Source organism: Acinetobacter sp. C32I, assembly GCF_023702715.1.
Taxonomy (GTDB): domain Bacteria; phylum Pseudomonadota; class Gammaproteobacteria; order Pseudomonadales; family Moraxellaceae; genus Acinetobacter.
In genome coordinates this window covers 3,730,663-3,757,359 of record NZ_CP098480.1, presented here as the reverse complement: position 1 = coordinate 3,757,359, position 26,697 = coordinate 3,730,663, and the positions used below count along the sequence as shown (strand labels likewise).

Annotated in this window: 23 protein-coding genes; 11 read left to right on the top strand and 12 right to left on the bottom strand. The window is 41.6% G+C overall.

All coding sequences use genetic code 11. The annotated features are described in order from the left end of the window. Positions 1 to 8: 8 nt before the first annotated feature. Positions 9 to 1,844, bottom strand: coding sequence for a translational GTPase TypA (typA, locus tag NDN13_RS17940; RefSeq protein WP_032812341.1), 1,836 nt, complete (start codon positions 1,842 to 1,844; stop codon positions 9 to 11). A 176-nt stretch (positions 1,845 to 2,020) separates the two neighbouring features. Between typA and NDN13_RS17935 the strand changes: the two genes are divergently transcribed. The 5 genes from NDN13_RS17935 to NDN13_RS17915 all read left to right on the top strand — a co-directional run bounded on the left by NDN13_RS17935 (position 2,021) and on the right by NDN13_RS17915 (position 7,556). Next, positions 2,021 to 3,379: a uracil-xanthine permease family protein gene (locus NDN13_RS17935; RefSeq protein ID WP_251116424.1), complete on the top strand. Its 1,359-nt coding sequence runs from the start codon at positions 2,021 to 2,023 to the stop codon at positions 3,377 to 3,379. A 62-nt stretch (positions 3,380 to 3,441) separates the two neighbouring features. After that, complete coding sequence (locus tag NDN13_RS17930; RefSeq protein ID WP_251116423.1) at positions 3,442 to 4,458, top strand: methyltransferase; 1,017 nt, start codon at positions 3,442 to 3,444, stop codon at positions 4,456 to 4,458. Between the two features lie 18 nt (positions 4,459 to 4,476). Next, positions 4,477 to 5,934 carry an amino acid permease gene (locus NDN13_RS17925; RefSeq protein WP_251116422.1) on the top strand — a complete coding sequence of 486 codons (1,458 nt, stop codon included), beginning with the start codon at positions 4,477 to 4,479 and terminating at the stop codon, positions 5,932 to 5,934. Between the two features lie 253 nt (positions 5,935 to 6,187). Then, on the top strand, positions 6,188 to 7,393 hold the full coding sequence (locus NDN13_RS17920) for an RtcB family protein (protein ID WP_251116421.1): 1,206 nt from the start codon (positions 6,188 to 6,190) through the stop codon (positions 7,391 to 7,393). Between the two features lie 4 nt (positions 7,394 to 7,397). Then, positions 7,398 to 7,556, top strand: coding sequence for a hypothetical protein (locus NDN13_RS17915; protein WP_251116420.1), 159 nt, complete (start codon positions 7,398 to 7,400; stop codon positions 7,554 to 7,556). Between the two features lie 137 nt (positions 7,557 to 7,693). Here the strand turns inward: NDN13_RS17915 and omp38 (NDN13_RS17910) are convergent, their stop codons facing one another. Next, the gene (gene omp38, locus NDN13_RS17910) at positions 7,694 to 8,794 is read right to left on the bottom strand and encodes an outer membrane protein Omp38 (RefSeq protein WP_251116419.1); all 1,101 of its coding nucleotides are present in this window, start codon (positions 8,792 to 8,794) and stop codon (positions 7,694 to 7,696) included. Between the two features lie 448 nt (positions 8,795 to 9,242). Continuing rightward, entirely contained in the window at positions 9,243 to 10,301 is a 1,059-nt protein-coding gene (omp38, locus tag NDN13_RS17905; protein WP_251116418.1) for an outer membrane protein Omp38, read from the bottom strand. Positions 10,302 to 10,668: 367 nt separating this feature from the next. Here omp38 (NDN13_RS17905) and NDN13_RS17900 point away from each other — a divergent pair, with 367 nt between their 5' ends. The 3 genes from NDN13_RS17900 (at position 10,669) to NDN13_RS17890 (ending at position 13,043) form a co-directional block, all read left to right on the top strand. Continuing rightward, complete coding sequence (locus NDN13_RS17900; protein WP_251116417.1) at positions 10,669 to 11,184, top strand: GspH/FimT family pseudopilin; 516 nt, start codon at positions 10,669 to 10,671, stop codon at positions 11,182 to 11,184. A gap of 110 nt (positions 11,185 to 11,294) precedes the next feature. Continuing rightward, positions 11,295 to 12,470: a thiolase family protein gene (locus NDN13_RS17895; RefSeq protein ID WP_251116416.1), complete on the top strand. Its 1,176-nt coding sequence runs from the start codon at positions 11,295 to 11,297 to the stop codon at positions 12,468 to 12,470. Between the two features lie 129 nt (positions 12,471 to 12,599). Next, positions 12,600 to 13,043 carry a VOC family protein gene (locus NDN13_RS17890; protein WP_251116415.1) on the top strand — a complete coding sequence of 148 codons (444 nt, stop codon included), beginning with the start codon at positions 12,600 to 12,602 and terminating at the stop codon, positions 13,041 to 13,043. A gap of 68 nt (positions 13,044 to 13,111) precedes the next feature. On the opposite strand, the gene NDN13_RS17885 is transcribed toward NDN13_RS17890, so the two are convergent. The 5 genes from NDN13_RS17885 to NDN13_RS17865 all read right to left on the bottom strand — a co-directional run bounded on the left by NDN13_RS17885 (position 13,112) and on the right by NDN13_RS17865 (position 20,443). After that, positions 13,112 to 13,597 carry a DUF934 domain-containing protein gene (locus NDN13_RS17885; RefSeq protein WP_251116414.1) on the bottom strand — a complete coding sequence of 162 codons (486 nt, stop codon included), beginning with the start codon at positions 13,595 to 13,597 and terminating at the stop codon, positions 13,112 to 13,114. Continuing rightward, complete coding sequence (locus tag NDN13_RS17880; protein ID WP_004802867.1) at positions 13,590 to 15,233, bottom strand: nitrite/sulfite reductase; 1,644 nt, start codon at positions 15,231 to 15,233, stop codon at positions 13,590 to 13,592. Before NDN13_RS17880 ends, NDN13_RS17885 begins: the two co-directional genes overlap by 8 nt. Positions 15,234 to 15,406: 173 nt before the next feature. Beyond that, the gene (locus NDN13_RS17875; RefSeq protein WP_005208740.1) at positions 15,407 to 17,812 is read right to left on the bottom strand and encodes a glucose/quinate/shikimate family membrane-bound PQQ-dependent dehydrogenase; all 2,406 of its coding nucleotides are present in this window, start codon (positions 17,810 to 17,812) and stop codon (positions 15,407 to 15,409) included. 144 nt (positions 17,813 to 17,956) lie between these two features. Beyond that, positions 17,957 to 19,180, bottom strand: coding sequence for a carbohydrate porin (locus tag NDN13_RS17870; protein ID WP_251118266.1), 1,224 nt, complete (start codon positions 19,178 to 19,180; stop codon positions 17,957 to 17,959). Between the two features lie 144 nt (positions 19,181 to 19,324). Further along, positions 19,325 to 20,443 (bottom strand): CaiB/BaiF CoA transferase family protein, encoded by a 1,119-nt coding sequence (locus NDN13_RS17865; RefSeq protein WP_251116413.1) that lies wholly within the window; start codon positions 20,441 to 20,443, stop codon positions 19,325 to 19,327. A 478-nt stretch (positions 20,444 to 20,921) separates the two neighbouring features. Here NDN13_RS17865 and NDN13_RS17860 point away from each other — a divergent pair, with 478 nt between their 5' ends. Further along, positions 20,922 to 21,935, top strand: a complete 1,014-nt coding sequence (locus NDN13_RS17860) for an AraC family transcriptional regulator (RefSeq protein ID WP_004652394.1) — start codon at positions 20,922 to 20,924, stop codon at positions 21,933 to 21,935. A gap of 94 nt (positions 21,936 to 22,029) precedes the next feature. Then, on the top strand, positions 22,030 to 22,515 hold the full coding sequence (locus tag NDN13_RS17855) for a GNAT family N-acetyltransferase (RefSeq protein ID WP_251116412.1): 486 nt from the start codon (positions 22,030 to 22,032) through the stop codon (positions 22,513 to 22,515). 1 nt (position 22,516) lies between these two features. Here NDN13_RS17855 and NDN13_RS17850 read toward each other — a convergent pair whose 3' ends face one another. The 4 genes from NDN13_RS17850 to NDN13_RS17835 form a co-directional block, all read right to left on the bottom strand. Then, the gene (locus NDN13_RS17850; RefSeq protein ID WP_251116411.1) at positions 22,517 to 22,948 is read right to left on the bottom strand and encodes an NUDIX hydrolase; all 432 of its coding nucleotides are present in this window, start codon (positions 22,946 to 22,948) and stop codon (positions 22,517 to 22,519) included. After that, positions 22,945 to 23,490 carry a P-loop NTPase family protein gene (locus NDN13_RS17845; protein ID WP_251116410.1) on the bottom strand — a complete coding sequence of 182 codons (546 nt, stop codon included), beginning with the start codon at positions 23,488 to 23,490 and terminating at the stop codon, positions 22,945 to 22,947. The genes NDN13_RS17850 and NDN13_RS17845 overlap by 4 nt, the downstream gene beginning before the upstream one ends. A 52-nt stretch (positions 23,491 to 23,542) precedes the next feature. Then, positions 23,543 to 24,079: an AAA family ATPase gene (locus tag NDN13_RS17840; protein WP_251116409.1), complete on the bottom strand. Its 537-nt coding sequence runs from the start codon at positions 24,077 to 24,079 to the stop codon at positions 23,543 to 23,545. 83 nt (positions 24,080 to 24,162) lie between these two features. Beyond that, positions 24,163 to 25,260 (bottom strand): agmatine deiminase family protein, encoded by a 1,098-nt coding sequence (locus NDN13_RS17835; RefSeq protein ID WP_251116408.1) that lies wholly within the window; start codon positions 25,258 to 25,260, stop codon positions 24,163 to 24,165. A 226-nt stretch (positions 25,261 to 25,486) separates the two neighbouring features. Here NDN13_RS17835 and NDN13_RS17830 point away from each other — a divergent pair, with 226 nt between their 5' ends. Further along, complete coding sequence (locus NDN13_RS17830; protein WP_251116407.1) at positions 25,487 to 26,692, top strand: acetyl-CoA C-acetyltransferase; 1,206 nt, start codon at positions 25,487 to 25,489, stop codon at positions 26,690 to 26,692. Positions 26,693 to 26,697: the final 5 nt, after the last annotated feature.

Below are 26,697 nucleotides of genomic sequence, written 5' to 3'. Positions count from 1 at the left end.
AAGAAAAATTATTTATCGCGGTTACGCTTACGTTCGTTTTCAGTTAAGTAACGCTTACGAATACGAATCGATTTTGGTGTAACTTCTACTAACTCATCATCTTCAATGAATTCAAGTGCTTGTTCAAGCGTGTATTCAATTGCAGGTGTCAAAGTTAAAGCATCATCAGTACCAGACGCACGAACGTTGGTTAACTGTTTTGCTTTAGTTGGGTTTACAACCATATCGTCTGAACGAGAGTTAATACCCACGATCATCCCTTCGTACACTTCTAACTGTGGCTTCGCGAATAAACGACCACGGTCTTGAAGCGTGAAGAGTGCATAGCCCAAGCAAGTACCTTGAACCATAGAAATCAATACACCGTTTTGACGCTTCGCTACGCTACCCTGTTTCACAGGACCGTAATGAGAGAAGCTTGATGTCATGATCCCTGTACCAGAAGTCATGGTCAAGAATTCAGAACGGAAACCAATCAAACCACGTGAAGGTACAGTTGCCTCAATACGGATACGGCCTTTGCCATCAACTTCCATATTGGTCATCTCACCTTTACGGTGACCCATTTGTTCCATTACAGAACCTTGGTGCTGTTCTTCAACGTCAAAAGTTACGTTTTCATACGGCTCTTGTCTTTCACCATCAATTTCTTTGATGATTACTTGTGGACGTGATACGCCCATTTCGAAGCCTTCGCGACGCATGTTTTCAATCAATACTGAAAGGTGAAGTTCACCACGACCAGAAACTTTGAAACGGTCTGGACTGTCAGTATCTTCAACACGTAAAGCTACGTTGTGAATCAATTCGCGATCAAGACGTTCACGGATGTTACGTGAAGTAACAAACTTACCTTCTTTACCAGCGAATGGTGAGTTGTTTACTTGGAATGTCATCGAAACTGTAGGTTCGTCTACAGACAATGCAGGTAAAGCTTCTACATTTTTCGGATCACAAATCGTGTCAGAAATGTTTAATGCGTCAATACCTGTAATACATACGATATCACCTGCTGATGCAGATTCTACATCAACACGCTCTAAACCGTGGTAACCCATGATTTTTAAGATACGACCGTTACGTGTCTTACCTTCTTTATCAATCACAGTGACTGGTGTGTTTAATTTCACTGAACCACGTTGGATACGACCAACACCGATAACACCAACGAAACTGTTATAGTCAAGTGATGAAATCTGCATTTGGAATGGACCATCAACATCAACTGCCGGTGGTTCAACAATATCTACAATCGTTTGGAACAACGGTGTCATGTCTTCCGCTAATTCTTCTGGTGAAGGACCAGCAACACCACGTAAGCCTGAAGCATAAACGATTGGGAAGTCTAACTGTTCGTCTGTACCACCAAGGTTGTCAAACAAATCAAATACTTGATCGATTACCCAATCTGGACGCGCGCTTGGCTTGTCAACTTTGTTGATAATCACGATTGGCTTCAAACCACGCGCGAACGCTTTTTGCGTTACGAAACGAGTTTGTGGCATTGGACCTTCTTGTGAATCTACAAGAAGCAATACACAGTCAACCATCGACATTACACGTTCCACTTCACCACCAAAGTCGGCGTGTCCTGGGGTGTCCACAATGTTAATGCGGTATTCGGTGTTTGTACGTGCGTCTAACCATTTGATTGCAGTGTTTTTTGCAAGAATGGTAATACCACGTTCAGACTCAAGCGCGTTAGAATCCATAACACGTTCAATCTCGCCTGCGCGATCACCAAGAGCACCTGATTGTTGTAAAAGTTTGTCGACTAGAGTCGTCTTACCATGATCGACGTGCGCAATAATGGCAATGTTACGGAGAGTTTTAATATCTGACATGTAAAATTCGATACGCTTTAAATTTGAGGGCAAATTATACAGAAAAATACTAAACTTTAGTAGTGACAGTTTATTGACAGTGCACTTTTTTTCTGACGAAGTGTCATAGAATCGTTGGTAAAGCGAGCTAACTCTATTAGAATATTCCACTAATGCCTCTCGCTTTTTATACTCCCATGTCGAATTCACAACCTCAGCAGCAGCTTGATCTGGTCTACGGGCTCAATGATCGCCCGAAACCTTTTGTTGCATTTTTAGCCGCTTTACAGCATCTTTTGGCGATTTTAGTCCCAATTGTCACCCCCGGTTTACTGATTTGTTTAGCACTTGGCGTCTCTCGCGAAGACACCAATATGATCCTTTCGATGTCTTTAATCATTTCAGGAATTGCAACCTTTTTACAATGTAAAAAAGTTGGGCCATTTGGTGCAGGGCTACTCATTGTTCAAGGTACAAGTTTTAACTTTATTGGTCCAATTATTGGTATTGGAAGTGCAATGGTTGCTGCAGGTACACCCGTTGAACAAGTGATGGCTGCCATTTTTGGGGTGGTGATTGCTGGTTCATTTATTGAAATGGGCGTTTCTCGGATTTTACCGTGGGTAAAAAAGCTGATTACCCCATTAGTCACAGGTATTGTGGTGCTGTTGATTGGTCTGACCCTCATTAAAGAAGGGCTGATTAGCATGGGCGGTGGTTATACTGCGATGCAGGACAACACCTTTGCCAATGCAGATAACTTGATCATGTCATGTACTGTACTGGGCATTATTATCTTATTGAATCGCATTCGAATTATTTGGGTTAAAAGTTCAGCTATTTTAATTGCACTGGTGATTGGCTATGTGCTGGCGGGTTTTATGGGGCATTTAAACTTCTCCGTACTGCAAGATGCTCCTTTAATTCAAATTCCAACGCCGATGCATTTTGGACTGAGCTTCTCTTGGAGCTTGTTTATTCCGATGGCATTCATCTATCTGGTCACCTCACTTGAAGCAATTGGTGATGTTACCGCGACCAGTAAAATATCTAATCAGCCAGTCGATGGCCCAATCTGGATGCAACGCATTAAAGGTGGCGTACTGGTCAACGGTGCCAACTCTTTCCTAGCAGGTATCTTCAATACCTTCCCAAGTTCTGTATTTGCACAAAATAATGGCGTGATTCAATTGACGGGTGTAGCAAGTCGCTATGTCGGGATTTGGATTGCCGTACTCTTGGTGATTCTAGGCTTATTCCCTGCTGTTGCTGCCGTGATTCAAGCCGTACCGCAAGCGGTACTTGGTGGCGCTGTCATGGTGATGTTTGGGGCTGTTGCTGCGTCTGGTATCAATATTCTTTCCAGTATTCACCTTGACCGTCGTGCTTTGTTGATTATTGCGATTTCACTCGCGCTCGGTCTCGGTGTTGCACAAGTACCACAGATTCTTGAGCACCTACCTGAATTATTTAAGAATATTTTCAGTTCAGGTGTTGCAACAGGTGGTATCGCTGCCCTAATTTTAAATATTGTTTTACCTGAAACACATAAATAATCAACCAACAATCGCAAGTGCCCAGTTTCACGACTGGGCTTTGTTTTTGATGAGAGATCAAAATGGATCCACGTAGTGAAGTTGTCATCAGACAACAAGATTATTTAAATGGGCAAGTCTTACTGATCAATGCCCCAAATGATCAACTCGCCAAAAATTTACCCAATAAAGTCCAAGCCTCAGTATGGACTTGGAATTATGCTGATCATCAAGCGTTCTTGAACACGGGGATTACCTCTCATTTTTCAGTTGAATTCCCGCAAGCACCGTTTGATCAGGTTGTTATTTTCGTTCCCAAATCAAAAGAACTCCTTAATTATATTTTGCACGTCGTCGTTAGTCATTTAACACTTGATCAAAATATTTTTCTCGTCGGTGAAAAAAAAGGCGGTGTTGAACGAGCAGCAAAACAACTGCAGCAATATGGCAAGCCCCTCAAATTAGATAGCGCACGCCACTGTCAATTATGGCAAATGAAAATTGAAAAAACTGAACAGTTAAAACCACTAGAACAGTGGTTAAAAAGCTATACAGTTCAAATAGATCAAGACCAATTACAGGTCTGTGCCTTACCTGGTGTATTTAGTCAAGATCATTTAGATGTCGGTACAGCCGTATTAGTCCCTTACCTTAGTCAAGTAAAATCAGGTAAGATTGCCGACTTTGGTTGTGGTGCCGGAATTATTAGTGCTTATTTAGCCAAGCTAAATCCAAACCAGCAAATTTTTGCACTTGATGTTGATGCGTTTGCATTACGATCGACTGAGCTGACTTTTCAGAAAAACAATCTGAATCTCAACCAGTTAAACCTACAAGCTGTAACTGGCTTTATGGATGCACCGAATGATTTAGATGCGATCGTCAGCAATCCGCCTTTTCATCAGGGAATTCATACCAATTACGATGCAAGCGAAGAACTTTGCCAACGTGCGAAACAGCATCTGAAAAACTCAGGTGAATTATGGATTGTGGCAAATCGTTTTTTGAATTACCCGCCTCTCATTGAGCAAAGTTTTGGCCAATGTCAGGTCAAGGCAGATCAACAAGGATTCAAGGTTTTATATGCCTGTGCGAAATAAACAGTTTAAGGAATTTTTATGAGCGATACATCTGCTCCTCAACACCTTCAGCGCAAGCTCGGGGCTCGACACCTGAACATGATTGCCATTGGTGGATCGATCGGCACAGGCTTATTCCTTGCGTCAGGTTCAACCATTGCCAATGCAGGTCCTGGTGGCGCATTATTGGCCTACGCCCTCATCGGGATCATGATTTATTTCTTGATGACCAGCTTAGGTGAGTTAGCCACGCACAATCCAACATCGGGTGCATTCTTTACCTATGGTAGCCGCTATGTCGAAGATGGCTTTGGTTTTGCCTTGGGTTGGAACTATTGGTACAACTGGGCGATTACGGTTGCCTTTGAATTGGTTGCCGTCCAGTTCATCATGAAATTCTGGTTCCCCGATATTCCGGGGTTCTACTGGAGTGCCATTTTCCTTGCCATTATTTTTGGTATTAACGCCTTAACCGTCAAAGGCTTTGGTGAGAGTGAATTTTTATTCTCCTTGATCAAAGTAATTGCGATTATTGTGTTTATCATTATTGGTATCTGGATGATTTTCAAAATCATGATGACACCAAATGTATCGGTATTTCAGCACTGGACTTATAAAGAAGCGCCTTTTGTCGGTGGTTTGCAAGCCTTGATCGGTGTGGCCATGATTGCTGGATTCTCCTTTCAGGGAACTGAAATGGTTGGGGTTGCAGCAGGTGAATCCAAAGATCCTAAAAAGACCATTCCATTGGCAATTAAACAAATCTTCTGGCGTATTTTACTGTTCTATATCCTTTGTATTTTCATCATCGGTACATTAGTCAGCTATGATGATCCACTGCTATTAAAAGCAGCGCAAAGTGAAGATATTGCCCTCTCACCATTCACCTTATTGTATGAAAAAGCAGGCTTTGCCTTTGCTGCAAGCTTAATGAATGCGGTGATTCTCAGTGCAATCTTATCTGCTGGTAACTCGGGCATGTATTCCTCTACCCGTATGTTATTTGATATGGCAAAAGAAGGCCGCGCGCCAAAATGGTTCTCCAAACTGGATGGCCGTGGCGTACCAATGAATGCACTCTATGCAACCACTGCGGTTGCTGCACTGTGCTTCCTGACCACCTTTATTGGCGAGAAACAGGTCTTTAACTGGTTACTCAACATGTCAGGGATGTGTGGTTTCATTGTATGGCTAGGCATTGCGATTTCACATTATCGTTTCCGTAAAGGCTATATTGCTCAAGGCTATAAAGTTGAAGATCTGGCTTACCGTGCCAAATTCTTCCCATTTGCACCTTGGTTTGCATTTATTCTTTGTTCAATCATCATCTTAGGTCAAAACTACCAAGCTTTACTTGGCGGAAAAATTGACTGGTTAGGTTTAATTTCAACCTATATTAGTATTCCATTATTCTTGGCGATTTGGCTGGGCTATAAGTGGAAACACAAGACCAAACTGATTGCTTATAAAGATATGAATGTGAAAGAAGGCGAATAAAAAACCGCTTTTTACTTGACCCAAATGAAAATATGAGTAAAATCTCGCTCATATTTTCAACGGCACCACATGATAGGAGGACGACAACATGCCATTACCACAAGGAACCACACAATAAGGTTTGGCACTGTCGACTCACGGACAAGTGTACAAATCGATTGATCACTTGTCCGAATGCTCTATTTAACCTAGCATTCGCTAGGTTTTTTTATGCCTATTCGGACGAAAAATTAAAATATCCCGAGACAAGAAAATGGGCATACAAAAAATACTCAATGCCGATGCACAATATGGCGTTCCAGTGAAAATTTTCACGACCGATATTGATAGCGAAAGCATTGAACAACTCAAAAAGATGGCACAACTGCAATTTGTTTATTCGCATATTGCCGTGATGCCTGATGTACATGTGGGTAAAGGTGCCACCGTAGGCAGCGTCATTCCAACCAAGCATGCAATCATTCCTGCCGCTGTCGGTGTTGATATTGGTTGTGGAATGAACGCAATAAGGCTCAATCTAAAAGCTTCACAGCTTTCAGATAACCTTGCACCTCTGCGTCATGCGATCGAACGCAAAGTCCCTGTAGGCTTTGAATTACACAAACAAGTGAAAGCAAAAGCTTCAAGTATCATCCCACTTGAAAAACGCTTACAACCGATCATTAAAAAACATCCCGGCTTAGTTCGAATGTTAAGAAAGTTTGATGCAACTTGGCAAAAACAACTGGGAACTTTAGGCGGTGGGAATCACTTCATCGAACTCTGCCTTGATGAAAATCAGGATGTTTGGGTGATGCTACATTCTGGCAGTCGTGGTTTAGGTAATGTCATTGGAACCTACTTCATTGAACTGGCAAAGAAAGAAGCACAACACCGTTTTGGCCATGTGCCAGATAAAGATTTGAGCTATTTTGCTGAAGGCTCAAATAGCTTTAATGATTATGTTGAAGCCGTGGAATGGGCACAAGAATATGCATTTGAAAATCGACGTGAAATGATGCGTCTGATTTTAGAGGCAATCCGCCCACTGCTACCACCTTTTCAAATGACCAAAGAAGCAATTAACTGCCACCACAATTACGTCAGTCAAGAAACTCACCATGGTGAAGACCTGCTCATCACCCGTAAAGGAGCCATTCGGGCAGGACTGGATGAGTTAGGCATTATTCCTGGCTCAATGGGAGCACGCTCCTATATTGTAAAAGGTAAGGCCAATCCTGAGTCCTTCTGTTCATGCTCACATGGCGCAGGACGCAAGATGAGCCGCAGCAAAGCCAAATTGCTATTTAGTCAGGATGATTTGATTCAGCAAACCCAAGGGATCGAATGTCGTAAAGACAGTGCGGTGATTGATGAAATTCCTGCTGCCTATAAAGATATTGATCAAGTCATGGCCAATCAATCTGATTTGATTGAAATTGTACATACCCTCAAACAAATTTTATGTATCAAAGGATAATCACATGAAACTCAAAGAAATGCCAAAAATTAAAGCTCGTAATCCCGTAGCACTTTCTCCTCTCTTACACAAAGGTGGAGTTCATGAAACAGAAAAACCTCGTGCTCAGCATCGGCGTGAAAGACAAAATACCAAGCAGCAGCTAAAAAAAGAGAGATGGTAAATCATTAATCGTTATTGAAATATTTTAAAACCATTAAATACAAAGGAGAATCTCAATGTTTTATTACCTAGCCCTAGCCCCCTCATATAAAAAAAGCGACTCTGACGAGTCGCTTTTTTTCAGTTCATAAACTCAAATTATTGAGCTTGTTGACCTGGTTGTACAAGAACAGTACGGCTACCAGAAATCGCAGCGAATACGCGACGGTTCATAGCACGACCTTCTTTAGTCTTGTTGTCAGCAATCGGTTGATCCCAAGCGAAACCTTGAGTTGTCAAACGAGTTGCATTTACGTTGTATTCATTCACAAGTGCAGACTTAACAGAGTTAGCACGCGCTAAAGATAAACGTTCGTTCAACTTACGTGGACCAGTGTTATCTGTGTGACCTTCAATACGTGCTGTCGCATTCGGGAACTCAGCTAACTTCTCAGCAACCTTAGCGATTTCAGTCTTGTATTGTGGTTTGATAACTGATTTATTCGTATCAAAGAATACACGAAGTTCCATGTTAAGATCTTCAGTTAACTCTTGTGGTTGTGGAGCAACTGGAGTTGGTTCAACTGGAGCAACCTCTACCACTGGAGCAGCAGCAGGTTTCAAGTGACCACCAACAACAACTTGAAGTGCCGCCAAGGCTTGACCTTCCCACCATTTGTTGTCGTAATTATAAACCGCACGACCTTCTGTACGAAGTGTTAAAGCATCATTCACTTGCCATAACACACCACCACCTAAGTTGCTGATAGTGTCATATGAACGACGATCCCAACCTGGGTTATCAATTGTGATTTTAGAATGACCAACACCTAATAAAGCATATGGCTTGATTTTGCTGTCATAGTTACCAGTGAATACGTCAGCCGTAGCAATTGCATTCAAACTTAAAGTTTGTTGCTTTGCATCCCAAGGCTGGCCATTGAAATTGGTTTTTTCATTACGAGCTGCATCAGCTTTAGTTTGTTGATATTCAATCTCTGCTTGTAACCAAGGTGTTAATTCCACACCAATAGCAGCACCAACAAGTAAATCACTTTGTAACGCAACACCATTTTTTAAACTGCCAGCATCACCACGACCTTGAGGATCGCGATCACGCAAAGTATCACGCATCTTATCCTGAGCATTCTCAGGGTACCAGTGATAACCAAGCATTAATGGAGTGACTGTTACACCCGCATTCGCAGCAGCTAAAGGAGCAGCAACAAGCATAGCAAGTGCAATACGACTCATTTTCATGGAATATCCTCCAAAAAACAAAAAATTGTTTGTTCTCTAAACTCTAATAGTTTTTGAATACTGAGAAATAATCTTATTGTATCTTTTTCAGTCATTCACTTTATGTTGAATCATACAAATACTTGATCAATTTTCCAAGTATTTGACAACATTTAGTTAGCAGCCACTGAAAAAACCACTTATTTCTCTCCCAAAAATCTAGAAAATTCTATTTTAACAACATCTAATAAAGCTGTGAGAGCTTATCACTTTTTAATCAAAATTTTAACAAGGTAGCAAAATCTTTTCAATAAAACTAAATAATTCCCACAATGTATCCAAAGTTAAGGCAAGATTATTCTAGTTTTGAATCCTTATGTTTTAGTTTTACATCAATGCTACAAAAACCTATATATCCATAAAAAAAGCGACTCTAACGAGTCGCTTTTTTTCAGTTCATAAACTCAAATTATTGAGCTTGTTGACCTGGTTGTACAAGAACAGTACGGCTACCAGAAATCGCAGCGAATACGCGACGGTTCATAGCACGACCTTCTTTAGTCTTGTTGTCAGCAATCGGTTGATCCCAAGCGAAACCTTGAGTTGTCAAACGAGTTGCATTTACGTTGTATTCATTCACAAGTGCAGACTTAACAGAGTTAGCACGCGCTAAAGATAAACGTTCGTTCAACTTACGTGGACCAGTATTATCTGTGTGACCTTCAATACGAGCTGTCGCATTCGGGTATTCAGCTAATTTCTCAGCAACCTTAGCGATTTCAGACTTGTATTGTGGCTTGATGTCAGACTTGTTCGTATCGAAGAATACGCGAAGTTCCATGTTAAGATCTTCAGTTAACTCTTGTGGTTGTGGAGCAACTGGAGTTGGTTCAACTGGAGCAACTTCTACAACTGGCGCAGCTGGCTTCAAGTGACCACCAAGAACTACGTTTAAACCAGCAAGTGCTGTATAGTTCCAGAAGTCTTCGTCGATGTTATAAGTACCACGAGCTTCTGTACGAAGAGATAAAGCATCGTTTAAGCGCCAGAAAGCACCAAAACCTGCATTACCCAGAGTACCTTCTTCTTTTAGACCACGACCAGCACGATCTAATTGAGTAGAGCTAGCATCTTGGAATGTATATTTGTAGTGACCAGCACCTAATAATACATAAGGCTTGATTTTGCTGTCATAGTTTTTAGTGATTAAATCAGAAGTAACATAGAAGTTACCATTGATTTGTTGTTGCTTGTATTCAGCGTTAGGAGTAGCACCGTCTACATCACCTTTCACTTGGTTATATTCAGCTTCAAAACCTAACCAAGGTGTTAATTCGATACCTAATGCAGCACCAACGAACAAGTCGTCTTGAATTTCTGCGCCATTAGTCAAATTATTAACACTGTTGTTGTGTTTAGAATCTTGGAATGTGTAACCAAGCATTAATGGAGTTACTGTTACGCCCGCGTTCGCAGCAGCTAAAGGAGCAGCAACAAGCATAGCAAGTGCAATACGACTCAATTTCATGGATATCCTCCAGAGATAACAATTGTTTGTTGTGTAAGCTCAGCCTATGATTTTTCGTCCTGAGAACAGTGATGTTCTACAGTATTATTTTTTCAGCTATTCACTTCACTTTGAATCATACAAACACTTGATGAATTTTCCAAGTGCTTGATAACTTTAACCTCATAAATTATTGACAAAATTTCTTACAATTTCCGTTGTAGTTCAGTAAATTTTAAATTCCCATCTGCTACACGAATGAATTATTGTTCAAGAGCTTATGCTTTAGTAAATCTTAACTTATTTTTTAGAAAGATTCATCAGAAAGATGGAGTTTCCACTTAACCTGCTGTTAATAAAAAAGTTAATTAAAATAAATAGGTAGAATATGTTTAAATCTTTTGGCTTTACTTTGATTGAGTTAATCATCACCGCTGGAATCTTGGCAATTTTGAGCACCATTTCCATTCCTTATTTTAGTGAAATAATGGCTTCTAATGAAATAAAACATCTCAGAAGAATCCTCACAATTCATATACAAAAAGCAAAAACGGATGCACAACTTTATCATAAAAATGTGATGCTTTGCCCAAGTTCTGATTTTGAGAACTGTGCCACAGATTGGAATAAAGGTTTTATCGGATTTATTGATCTTAATCGAAATAACCAACGCGATCCAAATGAGACACTACTTTTCAGTGCTCCCCTAAATCATAAATATGGTCACCTCAGTTTTAGGTCTTTTGGACGAAGTCCCAACACTCTTGTTTTTCAAGCTGAGAATGGCCTCCCCTTTGCCTCTAATGGCAGCTTTATCTACTGTTCCGAGTCTCCTCAGTATCATACTAAAATTGTCTTGAGCCGTATGGGTAATATTCGTTTTGAAAAGTTATCAAGTTGCTAAAAACTCTTCAGTCTAGCCTAAAATGGGTAAAACACTTTATTCCGATCCTTTTTTTACTATACTGCTTAAGTTTGGAACATTTTTATAAATTATAAGTGTGGAGACACATCATGACTGATATCGTAATCGTTAATGGCGCTCGTACAGCAATGGGCGGCTTCCAAGGTGCATTATCTGGTGTTACAGCACCAGAATTAGGTGCAGTTACCATTAAAGAAGCAATTGCCCGTTCTGGCCTGCAACCGACTGATGTAGAAGAAGTAATCATGGGTTGTGTTTTACCTGCAGGCTTAAAACAAGGCCCTGCGCGCCAAGCAATGCGTAAAGCGGGCTTACCAGACTCTACCGGTGCAGTGACCATTAACAAACTGTGTGGTTCTGGCATGAAAGCGGTGATGCAAGCAGCAGATATGATTAAAGCAGGGAGTGCCGAGATCGTGGTTGCAGGTGGTATGGAATCAATGACCAATGCACCATATGTATTACCAAAAGCACGTGCTGGCTACCGTATGGGTCATGGTGAAATTAAGGATCATATGTTCCTTGATGGTTTGGAAGATGCTGAAACTGGTCGTTTAATGGGTTCATTTGCCCAAGATATGGCGAATAAACGTAGCTATACCCGTGAACAGATGGATGACTTTGCCATCCGTTCTTTGCAGCGTGCACAAAAGGCGATTACTGAAGGCTACTTCAAAGATGAAATCGTTCCTGTAACAATTTCTACCCGTAAAGGTGATGTGGTTGTTGATCAAGACGAACAACCATTAAGTGCAAAAATCGATAAAATCCCATCATTAAAACCAGCATTTGCAAAAGATGGTACGATTACTGCCGCGAACGCAAGTTCAATTTCTGATGGTGCATCGGCATTGGTATTAACCTCAAGTGAAGTTGCGGCACAACGTGGTTTACAACCTTTGGCAAAAATTCTGGCAACTGCTTCTAACTCTCAACATCCTTCTGAATTTACCATCGCCCCTGTCGGTGCAATCGAAAAAGTATTGAAAAAAGCTGGCTGGAATGCGCAAGACGTAGATCTATGGGAAATCAACGAAGCATTCGCCATGGTGACCATGTGCCCAATCGATGACTTCAAATTAGATGCTGAAAAAGTCAATATCAATGGCGGTGCATGTGCATTGGGTCACCCTGTTGGCTCTACAGGCTCACGTATCATCCTGACATTAATTCATGCACTTAAACGTACTGGCGGTAAGAAAGGCGTTGCAGCCCTATGTATCGGTGGTGGTGAAGCAACTGCGGTTGCGATTGAATTAATCTAAACCCTTTGAATGCAATAAAAATCCTGCTTGATGCAGGATTTTTATTTTTTGGATTACAAAAAATAATGCACCTATAGTCAAAATATCGATAAGTTATGCTGTGTATAAAAAAACAACAAGGAGTCCCATATGCAACTTAATCATTATCTAAATTTTAAAGGACAAACAGAACAAGCATTCAATTTTTATAAATCTGTGTTTGGTGGAGAATTTGCCATGCTCAGCCGTTATGGCGATATGCCACCTACTGAAGGCGTCAGCCTTTCAGAAACGGATAAGAACTTGGTTTTACATGTTTCCCTACCCATCAATGAATTTACCGTCTTGATGGCTTCAGATGTTAATGATCAATTCTGCGCTCAAAATAGCGTATTTACCCAAGGTAACAACCACTATATTTCAATTAATCTTGATCCAGATGAACAAGACGAAGCGCAACGACTCTTTAATGCTTTATCTGCAAATGGCCAAATTGAGATGCCCTTAGAAAAAACCTTCTGGGGCGCACTCTATGGTGCGTTTACCGATCAGTTTGGGATTAAATGGATGATCAATTGTCAGTTAGATGAGTAATCATTGTAAACTTCACCATTAAAACAAAAAAAGCTGAACCAAGGTTCAGCTTTTTTCTTTCAATCTGCTTATGCGCCAGTTTGATAGCTTGCCTGTGGTACAGCAGTCGATGCTTGATACGGATTGGTAAAATCTTGAAGCCCCGCAGCAGCTTCATGAATATCCTTACCTTCTTTGACGACAAAGGTATCAAAACCAGAACGCTTTAAATAATTTAAAACATCCTTAAAGATATCACCGACTGCACGTAATTCACCTTGATACCCTTGGCGACGCAATAAGGCAGCGAATGAATAACCACGACCATCATTAAAACCAGCAAATTCAATAAAAATGGCATCTAGCTCATTCAATGGAAATTGATGGGTTTCAGGTGAATCATTCACAGTAATGTAAAGCGCCTTTTTGCCTTGTACATTCGCCAATTGATCCAACTGTGCAGTTGTTACAACCACATCGCCTTCTGGAATCGTTCCATCTTCAGCAATCACTTGATAGCTATTGTCAGCAATCGTGCCATCTTTAAACAGCACTTGTAGCGTTGTATTAAGCATAAGCACGCTCCTTAAATGGTTGAATACCAACACGGCGATAGGTATCGATAAAACGTTCACCTTCGGTACGTAAATCAAGGTAAGTATTCAAGATTTCATCAATTACATCTGGTACAACTTCGGCTGCAAAAGAAGGCCCTAAGATATCACCAAGTGATGCATCATGATCTGCATGACCACCTAGGGTGATTTGATAGAACTCAGCACCTTTCTTATCTACACCTAAAATACCGATGTTTCCGACATGGTGGTGACCACAGGCATTCATACAACCCGAAATGTTCAGATCAAGTTCACCCAGATTATAAATAGTGTCTAGGTCATCAAAACGACGGCTGATCGCTTCTGAAATTGGAATCGATTTAGCATTGGCCAATGAACAGAAGTCACCGCCTGGGCAGCAGATAATATCGGTAATAAAGCCAATATGTGCACGTGCCATGTCGCTGTGTTCAAGCGTTTGCCACAATTCAAATAGATCTTTCTGCGGCACATCGACCAATGAAATGTTCTGTTCGTGCGTGGTACGGAACTCACCGAAAGTATATTTATCGGCCAAATCCGCAATTAAGTTCATTTCTTCGCTGGTGACATCACCCGGTGCAATACCCGCACGCTTCAAAGAAATCGTAACGATACGATAACCTTTCACTTTATGTGCATTGGTATTGACGTTAAACCACTGTTTGAATTTCGGATGTGCAGCGAATAAGTCAGTGAAGTCCTGATCTTCCAAATCTTGATAATCAAATGGGGTAAATTCTTCATCTAATTTTTTCAAGATTTCAGGTTGAATCTTCAATGTTTCACGCGTGTGCTCAAATTCAGCTTCCACTTTTTGTGCAAACACTTCTGGTGTTAATGCTTTCACCAAAATTTTGATACGCGCTTTGTATTTATTATCACGACGGCCATGTAAGTTATAGACACGTAAGGTCGCTTCTAAATAAGCAATTAAATCTTCGCGTGGTAAAAACTCACGGATCACGCTACCAATAATCGGGGTACGGCCCAGACCACCACCGACCATGATTTTATAACCCATCTCACCTGCATCATTACGAACTAGATAAACACCGATATCGTGGAATGCAGTAGCAGCACGGTCTTTTTCTTCTAAAGCCGATACCGCAATTTTGAACTTACGCGGTAAGAAAGCAAATTCAGGGTGGAAGGTACTCCACTGACGAATCAATTCACAGGTCGGACGTGGATCAGCAATTTCACCGGCAACCACACCTGCAAACTGGTCAGTGGTGGTATTACGGATACAGTTACCTGAAGTTTGTACAGCGTGCATTTGTACTGTTGCTAGCTCAGCTAGAATGTCAGGGACATTTTCTAATGCAGGCCAGTTCAACTGAATATTTTGACGAGTTGAAACATGCGCATAACCGCGATCGTACTCTGTCGCAATTTCAGCAATTTTTCTGAGTTGTTTGGTATTCATCAAGCCATACGGCACAGCGATACGGAGCATAGGTGCATAACGTTGCACGTACAGACCATTTTGCAAACGTAATGGACGATATTCGTCTTCTGTTAATTTTCCAGCTAAATAGCGTTCTGTTTGATCGCGAAACTGAGCAACACGTTGGTTAATCAGTTGTTGATCGAAATCCGTATATAAATACATGGCGTATGGCTAGTCATTCATTATAAAGGCGACTAGCATAGCGAGCTTTTATTCATCAACAAAATGCTTTTTTTGCATATTTATTAACGGTTTTATTGATAAGCCTATCTAATTGCCATAAAAAGAAAAAGCCCAGACGAATCTGAGCTTTTACAATCATTTTCTAAATGAAATTAGTTCTTATCTGGCAATGCATAAGCGACCAAATAATCACCCATTTTAGTACCAAATGAACCATGTCCACCGGCCATAATCACCACATATTGTTTGCCATTGGCTTCATACGTCATTGGGGTTGCTTGCCCACCCGCAGGTAAACGTGCTTCCCACAACTTATCGCCATTTGAAACATTAAAGGCACGGATGTAGTTATCTTGTGTAGCACCGACAAACATCACATTACCCGCAGTCGAAATCGAACCGCCTAAACCTGGTACACCAATTTTCACTGGTGGTAACTGGAATAGTGTTGGCAAGCTGTCACGAATAGTACCGATACGTTTTTTCCATACCACTTCATGAGTTTTTAAGTCCACACCTGCAACAAAGCCCCAACCTGGTTGTTTACATGGCAAGCCTAGTGGAGATAGGAACGGACTAATATCAACACCGTATGGTGTACCATACATCGGTTGCATGCCCTGCTCGGTACCAGCACCACGCGCCACAGGTTGACGATTTGGATCTGCAGGAATTAAACGACTCACGAATGGCAAGCCAATCGGGTTCATGACTGCAACCTGACGATCAGCATTCACGGACATACCGCCCCATTCAAACACACCTAAGTTTCCTGGGAATACCAAAGTTCCATTTTCAGAAGGTGGTGTATAAATACCATCGTAATTCAGACGTTTAAATTTCACACGACACATCAACTGATCAAACATGGTGGCGCCCCACATGTCTTTATCCGTCAATTTATCTTTCGGCGCTAAATCAAAGTCAGAGAATGGTTGAGTTTTTGAGTAGAACTCACCTTTGGTTTGTGGGCCCCATTTCACAGTTTGCGGAACAGGTTTCTCGGTAATTGGTACAATCGGCTGACCATTACGACGGTCTAAAACAAAGGCATTGCCTGTTTTAGTCAATACATAAATCGCAGGAACCGTTTGACCTGATTTATCTTGAATATCGGCCAATGACGGTTGTGATGGTACGTCCATATCCCACAAATCATGATGTGTGGTTTGGAAGTGCCATACCAGTTTACCCGTGGTTGCATTGATTGCTAGCATTGAGTTGGCATAACGCTCTTTCAACTCAGTACGATCTCCACCCCAGATATCTGGTGTACCCACACCTGTCGGAACATAGACAATATCTAGTTTTGAGTCATAGGCAAGTGGCGCCCATGCGTTTGGTGAATTATGAACAAATTGAGTATCTTGACCTGGCATTGCATTTGGATCAGCTGCACCTGTATCAAACACCCATAATAATTTACCTGTGTTCACGTCATAACCACGAATCACACCTGATGGCTCTTTATTCGAATGGTTATCGGTCACTGAACCTGCAATCACTACAGTGGTACCAGAAACTACACCTGGAGATGTTGGGTTATAACCACCTGGATAAGCATATGGCATGAATTCTTGTAAATTCACTTCACCATTTTGACCAAAGTCAGAACATGCTTTACCTGTATCTGCATTGACTGCAACTAAACGACCATCATTCACAGGAACAAAGACTTTACGCGGACACTCGGTTGAGGTCGACTTTTTCGCCTGTAAACTGGTTGCAAATTCAGTGGTATTGGCAGCATCGTAGTACATCACACCACGACAGGTTAAATGCTGGAAGGTTTTATCGGTTTTGAGTTTAGGATCAAAACGCCATTTTTCCTTGCCTGTCGCAGGGTCAATCGAAATTAAATGTTGATGTGGAGTACACATAAACATGTTATTTCCAATCTTGATTGGCGTTACTTGGTTGGTGGTTTCACCCGAATCATTTTCAGTTCGGAAATCACCGGTACGTAATGTCCAAGCCACTTTGAGATCTTTGACATTTTTATCATTGATCTGTGTCAATGGAGAATAACGTTCACCGCCCTGACTACGCCCATATGCGGGCCAATCTTCAGGGGCAATGCCATCCACTGCTTTCGCTTGTGCTGGCTGTGGCGTTTGAATCACACCATTAATTTCTTGTGGATCATTAAAGATCGAGTACACCATCACCACAATTGCAATGGCTAAAGTCGATGACAATGCCACTTTACTTGAGGTAAGGTTATCAATCCCACGCGTCACCGCTGGAATGAGCAACCACAAACCTAAGATGCCAAGGATATCAAGACGTGGTGCCAGTGCCCAGAAGTCGGTTCCAACTTCCCAAACACCCCAGACCACACTACCTAACATCAATGCCGCATAAACCCACAATGGACCTGAGGCACGTTTATAGAGTTGTACTGCTACAATGAGCAACAGCACGCCCGCAATCACATAATAAAAAGACCCGCCAATTGCTGCGAGCCAGATACCGCCAACGAGCAAGAACAATGCAATCAGGGCGATAATCACCACCGTCAAAGTTCTAAGCCCAGATTTTGAAGCAGATTGATTCATAAGATCACCTTGCATCTTTTATATTTTAGATCCATAAAAAGCAAATAAAGTCTCTTTTTATGGTCGAGTTCAAATCACAACAAGAACTTTGCAGATATCGCCCACCATATGAACTGCATCTGCAAAATTGCTCGAGTATCAAAATTAGAAAATGGTTTGGAACTTAATACCGCCCACCCAGGTCTTATCCCCATCCTTCAATGCACCGACATGGTGAACATATTGAATATTTGGACGGATGGTGAGCCAGTTGGTGGCATGAATGCCGTAATACAGCTCAGTGTTATATTCTTCATCCAATAGACTATTGTTTTTGTCATTGGCATGAATACGGGCAACACCTAAAGCAATTTCATCTTGAGGACGTTGATCTAACAGACCTTTATAGACCAATCCAACATTTTGCATGTCTTTGATGGCATTGGTTTTAGAATCATGCACTGTGACATTAACAAAGCCAGTTAAACCACGATCTGACTGACCATCATGACGAGTCAACTGTTGTTTCGCAGTAAACCAGCCGCCTTGTTTATGTCCAGTCTTGGCAGGATTCTCGATTTCTGCGGCATCCGCTGTACTGTAGTAATAACCAAAGCGGTATTCACCCGGCAGAGACAATGCACCCAGCTTAGGATTCCAGACTACTTCTGCTGGAATAATCGCACCACGTGAACCATCTGTGCTTAAGTTAAAACCTTTGCCACGCTGTAAGTTCTCAGGGTTATATTCATATGCCCCGATTTGTGCATAAAGATCCGGCTGCAAGTTGTATTTAACACGCAATGCCCATTGGCTCACAGGCCAGTTATACCATTGGTCACCGACCCAGTTACCGACCTGAGAACCGCATAGCGACAAGTTCTGGAAGTCACAGTCAAAGCTGTTGAAATCTTCACCTTCGCCAAAACGACCGACTTTAATATCTAAAGCTTGATCTAAAAATTTCTTTTTGATCCAGAGGTCAGTTAAACGCCAAGTTTGACCACGCCCCCAAACTTCTTGTACAGAACTTTGGTGACCTTGTAAGCCATCTGCGGTTTGTGACAAAGACTGACCATCACGGTATGTCACCGTGATTTGTGCCTCTGTATCTTGCCAACCTAAAATTTTATTTAGGTCGAAGTTTGTGCCCAACGCCAATTGTCCAGTGAATTCACTGCCATGGCTTGAGTGTTGTTTAGAATCTAAAACCCCTGCAAATTCACCAGTGTAATCAGCAGAAAATTTGTAACCCTGTTCTTGCAACGCAGTGCGTTGACCGTTCCAATCACCAAACAGCCATTGACCATTTGGGTCAAATGCGGAAGAAGCTGCTTGAGTATGTTGTGTGAAAAGACTCAATGATAGAACGGATAAACAAGAAACAATCAAAGACTTAGAGATTGTCATGTTTACGTAACCTTTTATGTTATTGTGTATAAAAGGTTACTCTTATTTTTAAATTACAACTTATTCAAAATGTTAACAATCTGTACAATATTTTAACAATCAGTGATTAGTCGCACATATTTTCTACCATTTACCCTCACCCAAACCCTGACCGATAAAGGCATACTTCATTTGCGAACGGGAAAACTTGATCGGACAGGCCAACTGTGGCTCAGTTTGTGATGCATTTTCCGATACTGGCACATCAACCACCCAGCCTCTTTGTTGAGCCATTGGCGAGACCAAGGCTTCATCCAGACTGAGTACAGGCTCAACACAAATATCCAAACTTTGGAACAGATCTTGCCATTCAGCAAAGTCTTGTGTTTTAAACTTTTCCTGCAAGGCTTGCTTTACCGCTTGACGATCTTCTGGGTCAAACGATGTTCCTTTTGCAAGGAGTACAGGTAATTCTAACGCTGTAGCCAAGCCTGTCATAAATTGTGGCTCTAAACTTCCCACTGAGAAATAACGACCATCTTTGGTTTGATAATAATCATAAAAGCTTGCCCCATTCAGCATTCCTGCCTCGGGTGCTTGTGGCGTTTGCCCTGCCAGACTTGCAGAAGCGGCCATACTATTCAGACTCGCCACACAATCGGTCATTGAAATATCAAGATATTGACCTAGACCACTGCGTTGACGCTCGACCACCGCAGCAAGAATACCAATCACTGCATGCAAAGAACCACCTGCCACATCTGCAATTTGGACTCCTAAGGGTGGCGGTCCACCATCTTGACGACCACTATGCCCAGACACGCCTGCCAACGCTAAATAGTTAATGTCGTGTCCTGCACGATCTTTATAAGCCCCTGTTTGGCCATAACCTGTAATTGAACAATAGATGAGGCGTGGATTAATCTCCGCTAAGGTCTCATAGTCCAAACCCAAACGGCGCATCACATCGGGGCGGAACTGCTCTAGCACAATATCGAACTCAGAGATTTTATTTTTGATCAGTTCAATATTGGCTGCATCTTTGAGGTCAAGGGCAATCGACTGCTTATTCCGATTCAGATAGCTGTGCGCAGTGGCCTGACCATTGGCATAGGGTGGCATAATCCTTACCAGATCGGGGCGAGTCGGTGATTCCACATGGATCACTTCTGCACCCATGTCGGCAAGGTACATACTGGCAAATGGTCCTGGTAATAAAGTCGAAAAATCGAGGACTTTCAATCCCTTTAGTGCAGATGGCATAATAATTTTTACTCAATTTGTTCAAATTTTCTTTTATACTAGGTGTGGATAAACACAAAAACAATGTCATGTTCAGCCATTTACCTTGATAGTTTCGGCAATTTAACATGTATACAAGGCGCAATTATTTTTCTTGTCAATTGCCATAGGGCTTGTTAATTGATCATATATATGTTGCGTTGTTGGCAAAAATTTTATCAGACGAGGCATGAAACGATAGGAATGACAATTCATTTCCGAGTTTCGTAACGATGTATGAGGAAATTTTTGTCCCAACCCTAAGGGACAAAGGCATTTTTTGATGCTACTGCGTTATGTCATGCTCATTTAGAAGTACTAAATTTCACAAGCCATGCCTTGTACCATCTAAAAAATGTCTATTGTCGCAGCTATATCTGATCAACCAACAAGCCCTTTTTATTTTAGACGGTTATTTAGGTCAATTATCGTGAATAGTAAAGAAACTGAAGGATTCAATATGAGCCGTGATACGATCAGCATCCACTTCGTGAATGCGGCTTTAACAGGTGTTAAACGCCTAGGCATGGACGTTGAAACGTTACTTTCACATGTCGGCATAGAGGCTGAATTACTTCGCCAACCGAAGGCTCGAATCTCTCCAGAGCAGTACACTCGTTTTGTAAAAATGTTATGGATGGTGACCCAAGACGAACACGTTGGTTTCGATGTACAGCCACGTCGCTTGGGTACATTTGCAATCATGTGCCAATTGATCATCCACTCCAAAACACTTGGACAAGCACTGGAACTCTCCTCTCAATTCTACAAACTGTTTGGAGATGAATGGTCTGTGAGCTTGGAACGTGACAAGCATGAAGCACGTTTAGTCCCCCACATTCCTAAAGCTTTAGACCCTGATCATTTCATTACTGAAAGCATGCTGATGATCTGGCATGGTCTGGCATCATGGTTGATTGAACGCCGCCTACCTTTAGAACGTGTACATTTTGGCTATGAACGTCCGAATCATGCTGATGAATACGATGCATTGTTCTTTGCTCCAGTAATGCAATTCGATGCACCACGTACCGAAATTACCTTTGCAGCGGATTATCTTGATCTCCCAATCCGTCAAGATGAAAAGACTTTAGAAGAGTTCTTGAAAGCAGCACCTGCCCAGTTGTTAGTGAAATTCAAAAATACCAATTCGTTGACTTCACGTATTCGTGATGTATTGAAAAGCCAAATTGGCGAGGAAATGCCAACACTCAATGATGTTGCGGCAATGTTGTATTTATCACCGCAAACCTTACGCCGTCGTTTGGCTGCAGAAGGTAAAAGCTACCAAGGTGTTAAAGATGCCTTGCGTCGTGATGCTGCGATTCATTTATTGTTGACGCCTAATCTCACCCTTGAAGATGTAGCACAGCAAGTCGGCTTTAGTGAAACCAGTACTTTCCACCGTGCCTTTAAGAAATGGACTGGAGTAACACCGGGTTTATATCGTCAGTTACATGGCCATCACAACTAATAACGACAATGCAGTGTTCAACCTTATATAGTTGAACACTGCATTTTAAATATGCTAATAATCAAGCAGCCCCCTACAATTTGCTTGAATAACAATGATCATTAAAAAAGCTGACTTTTCTCACCCACAAGTACAAAATTTGATTTATATCCACTTGCATGGCCTACATCAAAATACCCCACTTGAACATAGTTTTGCATTAGACCTCAGCAGTCTGCAAAAAGATACAATTAGCGTCTATACCTTATGGAGCGATAAAGAATTACTGGGCTGTGGCGCAATCCAAGAACTGACACCCGACCACGCAGAAATCAAATCTATGCGGACTCACCCTGCCTATTTACGTCAAGGGGTCGCAGCACAACTACTGAAATACTTACTAGAACTTGCCCAGCAACGTCACTATCAAAGAATTAGTTTAGAAACAGGAAAAGATAGTCACTTTGATGCAGCAATCAAACTTTATAAGAAGTTTGGTTTTGTTCAAGGTGCAGCTTTCGCAGAATATACCGAATCACCCTACAACCAATTCTTTCATTTAGATTTGTCGAATGAGTCCATAAACTCAAGCTTAAGATGATCTACACATTGAATAGCCATTGCTCAATGCCTTTTGGATAAACTGGATATTGAGTGAGTGCTATTTGTTCTCGACTCAGCCATTGGGCGATATAGCGATGTCCATTGGGTTCACATCCCTGTATCTCGTGTCGCTGATACATATGCGAGTCTATAAATTCAGCATCATATACAAACACAATTTCATGGCCTTGTTGCCCATCAAAGCTAAATAGATTTTCCATGACGCAGATAAGTTTTGGCTGTGTCAGCTGCTGCTGAATTTCTTCCAAGACCTCTCTTTCAATTGCCTGAATAGAGGTTTCCCCAAACTCGATACCACCACCGATCGGTCTGAAAAAATATTCATCCTTGTTGGGATCATACGCTTTTGCAAGTAACACCTTGTCATTATGACGAAATAGGCATAACACTTTTGCTCGAATAGATGTCATTGCACGGCCTTAATCTGTTCTAAAAACTTTTCTGCTTGTTGTGGAGAGGTTAAACGAATAAACCGAATCTGCTGATATTGAGCATCATTCATCATTGCCAAATACTTTTTTCTATTTTTAGCATGATGACGAATCATCCATAAAATAATTGAATCCTTAGACATAAAACTGGTCTTAAAACTTTCTCGATTGTTTGAGTTTGGCCACAATCTTTTTTGCGAGACTGCCCGAGCAATGGCCCGTTTGACTGAACGATACAGATTTAAAGAAAATGAATAGTCCAACCAGATAATCGTATCAACATATCTCAGCTTCAAATCTTGCGTTCGAGAATAATTACCGTCAAGGACCCATCCACCTGTCGCTCGACCCATTTGACTTTGCAATTTTGGGAAAAATTCATGATCAGGTGTTTCTTGCCAATTATCCAGCCAGAATAAATCATCCATTTCAATATGAGCCACCGCTAACTTTTGGGCAAGTTGACGAGCAAAAGTGGTTTTTCCAGTAGCAGATGTGCCGACGACATTGATAAATTTCATCTCACCTCCTTATTGTATAAGCTATGATTTTACCCACATTGATGATGAGTACTTATCCTTTTAGATGCTCTAAAAAATGCCTGGTTTGCGCTGGGGTTGTTAAACGAATAAACCGAATATGCTGATAGTCTGGATTCTGCATCAAAGCTAAGTATTTCTTTCGGTTTTTTGGATAGGATTTAATTAACCAGATAAAAATAGATTGTTTAGACAGCATCAATTTTAAACTTTCCCGATTATTTGAATCTTCCCATAACTTTTTCCGACTGATCACACGCCCGAATGTACGCTTGGTCAAACGATATAAATTGATGTGAAAGGCATAATCTAACCAGATGACGGTATCTACTTTCTCCATCATCATTGGAGTAGTGCGGGTATAAAGACCATCAATGACCCACCCTGCTGTAGCATTTTTCATGGCGATTTTTAGCTTCAAAAACAAGGCTTCATTGGCCGATTCTTGCCAATCATCCAGCCAAAGTAAATTATCCAGTTCGATATATTGTAATTGTTGTTTTTGCGCCAACTGTCGGGCTAGTGTCGATTTACCCGAACCTGTGGTACCAATAATATTAATGAACTTCATTTGTTATAAGCACAATAAAAAGGCAGGTGAGTTTAAACAACTTGCATCGACTTGTGAACCAGCCGATGCAAGTTATAAATCAATTACTTATCTCGAGCAGCTTGGATCAGTTTCGCAGCATTATCCCCTGTCACCTGCCAAGTGAGGCAACGCACGCTGCCCCCCATTGGACAAACAGATTCAGCATTCACAGGAATCACTTTCTTAGAGGTATTCTGCTTGATAATCGTGAGTGCTTTTTGATCATGCGGCATATTAAAAGTTGGCACATAGATATTGTGATGTGTGACCGTGGCATTTAAATTCACACCACATGCTGACTCAAAACCTTCCCACTGCCCTTTGGGATTGGTCTTATATTCAACAGGCACTTCCACGATTTTTGCAGTTGGAAACGCAGCTTTTAACTCCTTCATTACGGTTGTTCTAAATGATGGTGTCTTTGAATAGTCATTCACCAACAGAGTATTTTTATCCACCCAACTGACCATGCCATCTGAATGTGCCAGCACTTCTTCATCTGGTTCTAAGATGGCAACTTCGGTTGCACCCAAAGTCGCTTTTAACTCTTGTTTGGCCTCGTTATAGCTAAGCTGATTATCTTCCATAAAACGTGTGGTGGTAATCACACGACCCGCATAATCATCAACAAGGTTACCCCCATCAATCATCAAATCAGTTTTAGCTCTTTGAATTTGATAACGATCCGCAAACTGACTAAAACTTTTTTGCACATCTTTACTTTGTTTCTTGGTCATCGAGGCCCAAGTATAGGTAAATTGCACCGGTCGCATTGGATTAACCGTGGTGAAGTCGCGCATCCAGATATCACGGACATCATCTACCAGTAAAATATCTTCAGGCACTTTGCCTGTGAAATACGGCTTAGTGTCTTTATCTACTACAATGACCACATTGTCATTACCCAAAATTGATTTTGCATAATCAATCTGAAAATCTACAATTCGTTGAAAAGCAGATTTGTAATAAGGATCATGTACAGAAGGCGCAGACAATACCAATAGCATTTTGTCATCAGCAGCTTGATTTGAATAGGTTTGGCTCACCTTGTTTTTATCCTCGATTGCTTTGTTATTTTCAACATTCCGTCCAGGTGAATCACATCCCAAAAGTGACAAGATCAATGCCATAACAGCATAGTGACGCTTTAGTATTATCATGTGCTTTCGTCCATCTTTTCTATCAACCATTTCCAAATGCTAGTCTAATCTAAGATCTCGTAAGACATGTCAAAGAATACCAAAATTAACGCTTGGATTAATCACTCACACAATCTATCAAATTGGCGAAAAGCATCAAACTTGCCAATGTTTATCATCATTGCACTGACACTTAAATTGAGTACACTCGATAAACAACAATTTTAAGGTGATACAAGGAAAACCTATGAGCGAGGCCTACATTATTGATGCCATTCGCACACCACGCGGAAAAGGGAAAAAAGATGGCTCACTGCATGAAGTCAAACCGATTACTTTACTCACATCATTATTGAATGAATTACAACAACGCCATCAACTTGATACGTCAAAAGTGGATGATATCGTCTTAGGTTGTGTCACACCGATTGCTGACCAAGGCGGTGATATTGCTAAAACTGCGGCCATTGCAGCAGGTTGGAATGATGATGTGGCAGGTGTGCAAATCAACCGTTTCTGTGCATCTGGTTTGGAAGCGGTCAATTTGGCAGCACAAAAAGTCCGTTCTGGTTGGGAAGATGTAGTGGTTGCTGGTGGTGTGGAGTCCATGTCACGTATTCCGATGGGCTCTGATGGAGGCCCTTGGGCACTTGATCCTGAAACCAACTTAAAATCTTCTTTTGTGCCACAAGGCGTTGGCGCGGACTTAATTGCCACCTTAGATGGCTATAGCCGCGAAGATGTCGATGCTTTTGCAGTCGGCTCACAACAAAAAGCCGCGGCAGCACAAGCCAAAGGTTATTTCGATAAGTCAGTAATTCCTGTTAAAGATCATTCAGGTGTGCTGATCTTAGAAAAAGATGAATTTATTCGGGGTGCGACCACGGTTGAAGGCTTGGCAAAACTGAATGCCAGCTTTGAAATGATGGGACAAATGGGCTTCGATGCGGTTGCGCTACAGAAGTATCCTGAAGCGCAAAAAATTAACCATGTGCATCATGCGGGTAACTCATCGGGCATCGTTGATGGTGCTGCGGTGGTGTTATTGGCTTCTGAAAAAGCCGTCAAAGAACAAGGCTTAAAACCACGTGCCAAAGTGTTGGCAACGGCATTGGTGGGGACTGACCCAACCATTATGCTGACAGGTCCTGCCCCTGCTGCACGTAAAGCCTTAGCCAAAGCGGGCTTAACGATTGATGATATTGACCTATTTGAAGTCAATGAAGCCTTTGCGGCCGTGGTGATGCGTTTTATCAATGAACTGAACGTTCCTGCCGAGAAAGTCAATGTGAACGGCGGTGCAATTGCAATGGGTCATCCATTGGGTGCAACGGGTGCCATGATTTTAGGCACTTTGTTAGACGAGTTAGAGCGTCAAGGTAAAAAACGTGGCCTAGCCACATTATGTGTTGGTGGTGGAATGGGTATCGCCACCATTATTGAGTTGGTGTAAGGAGC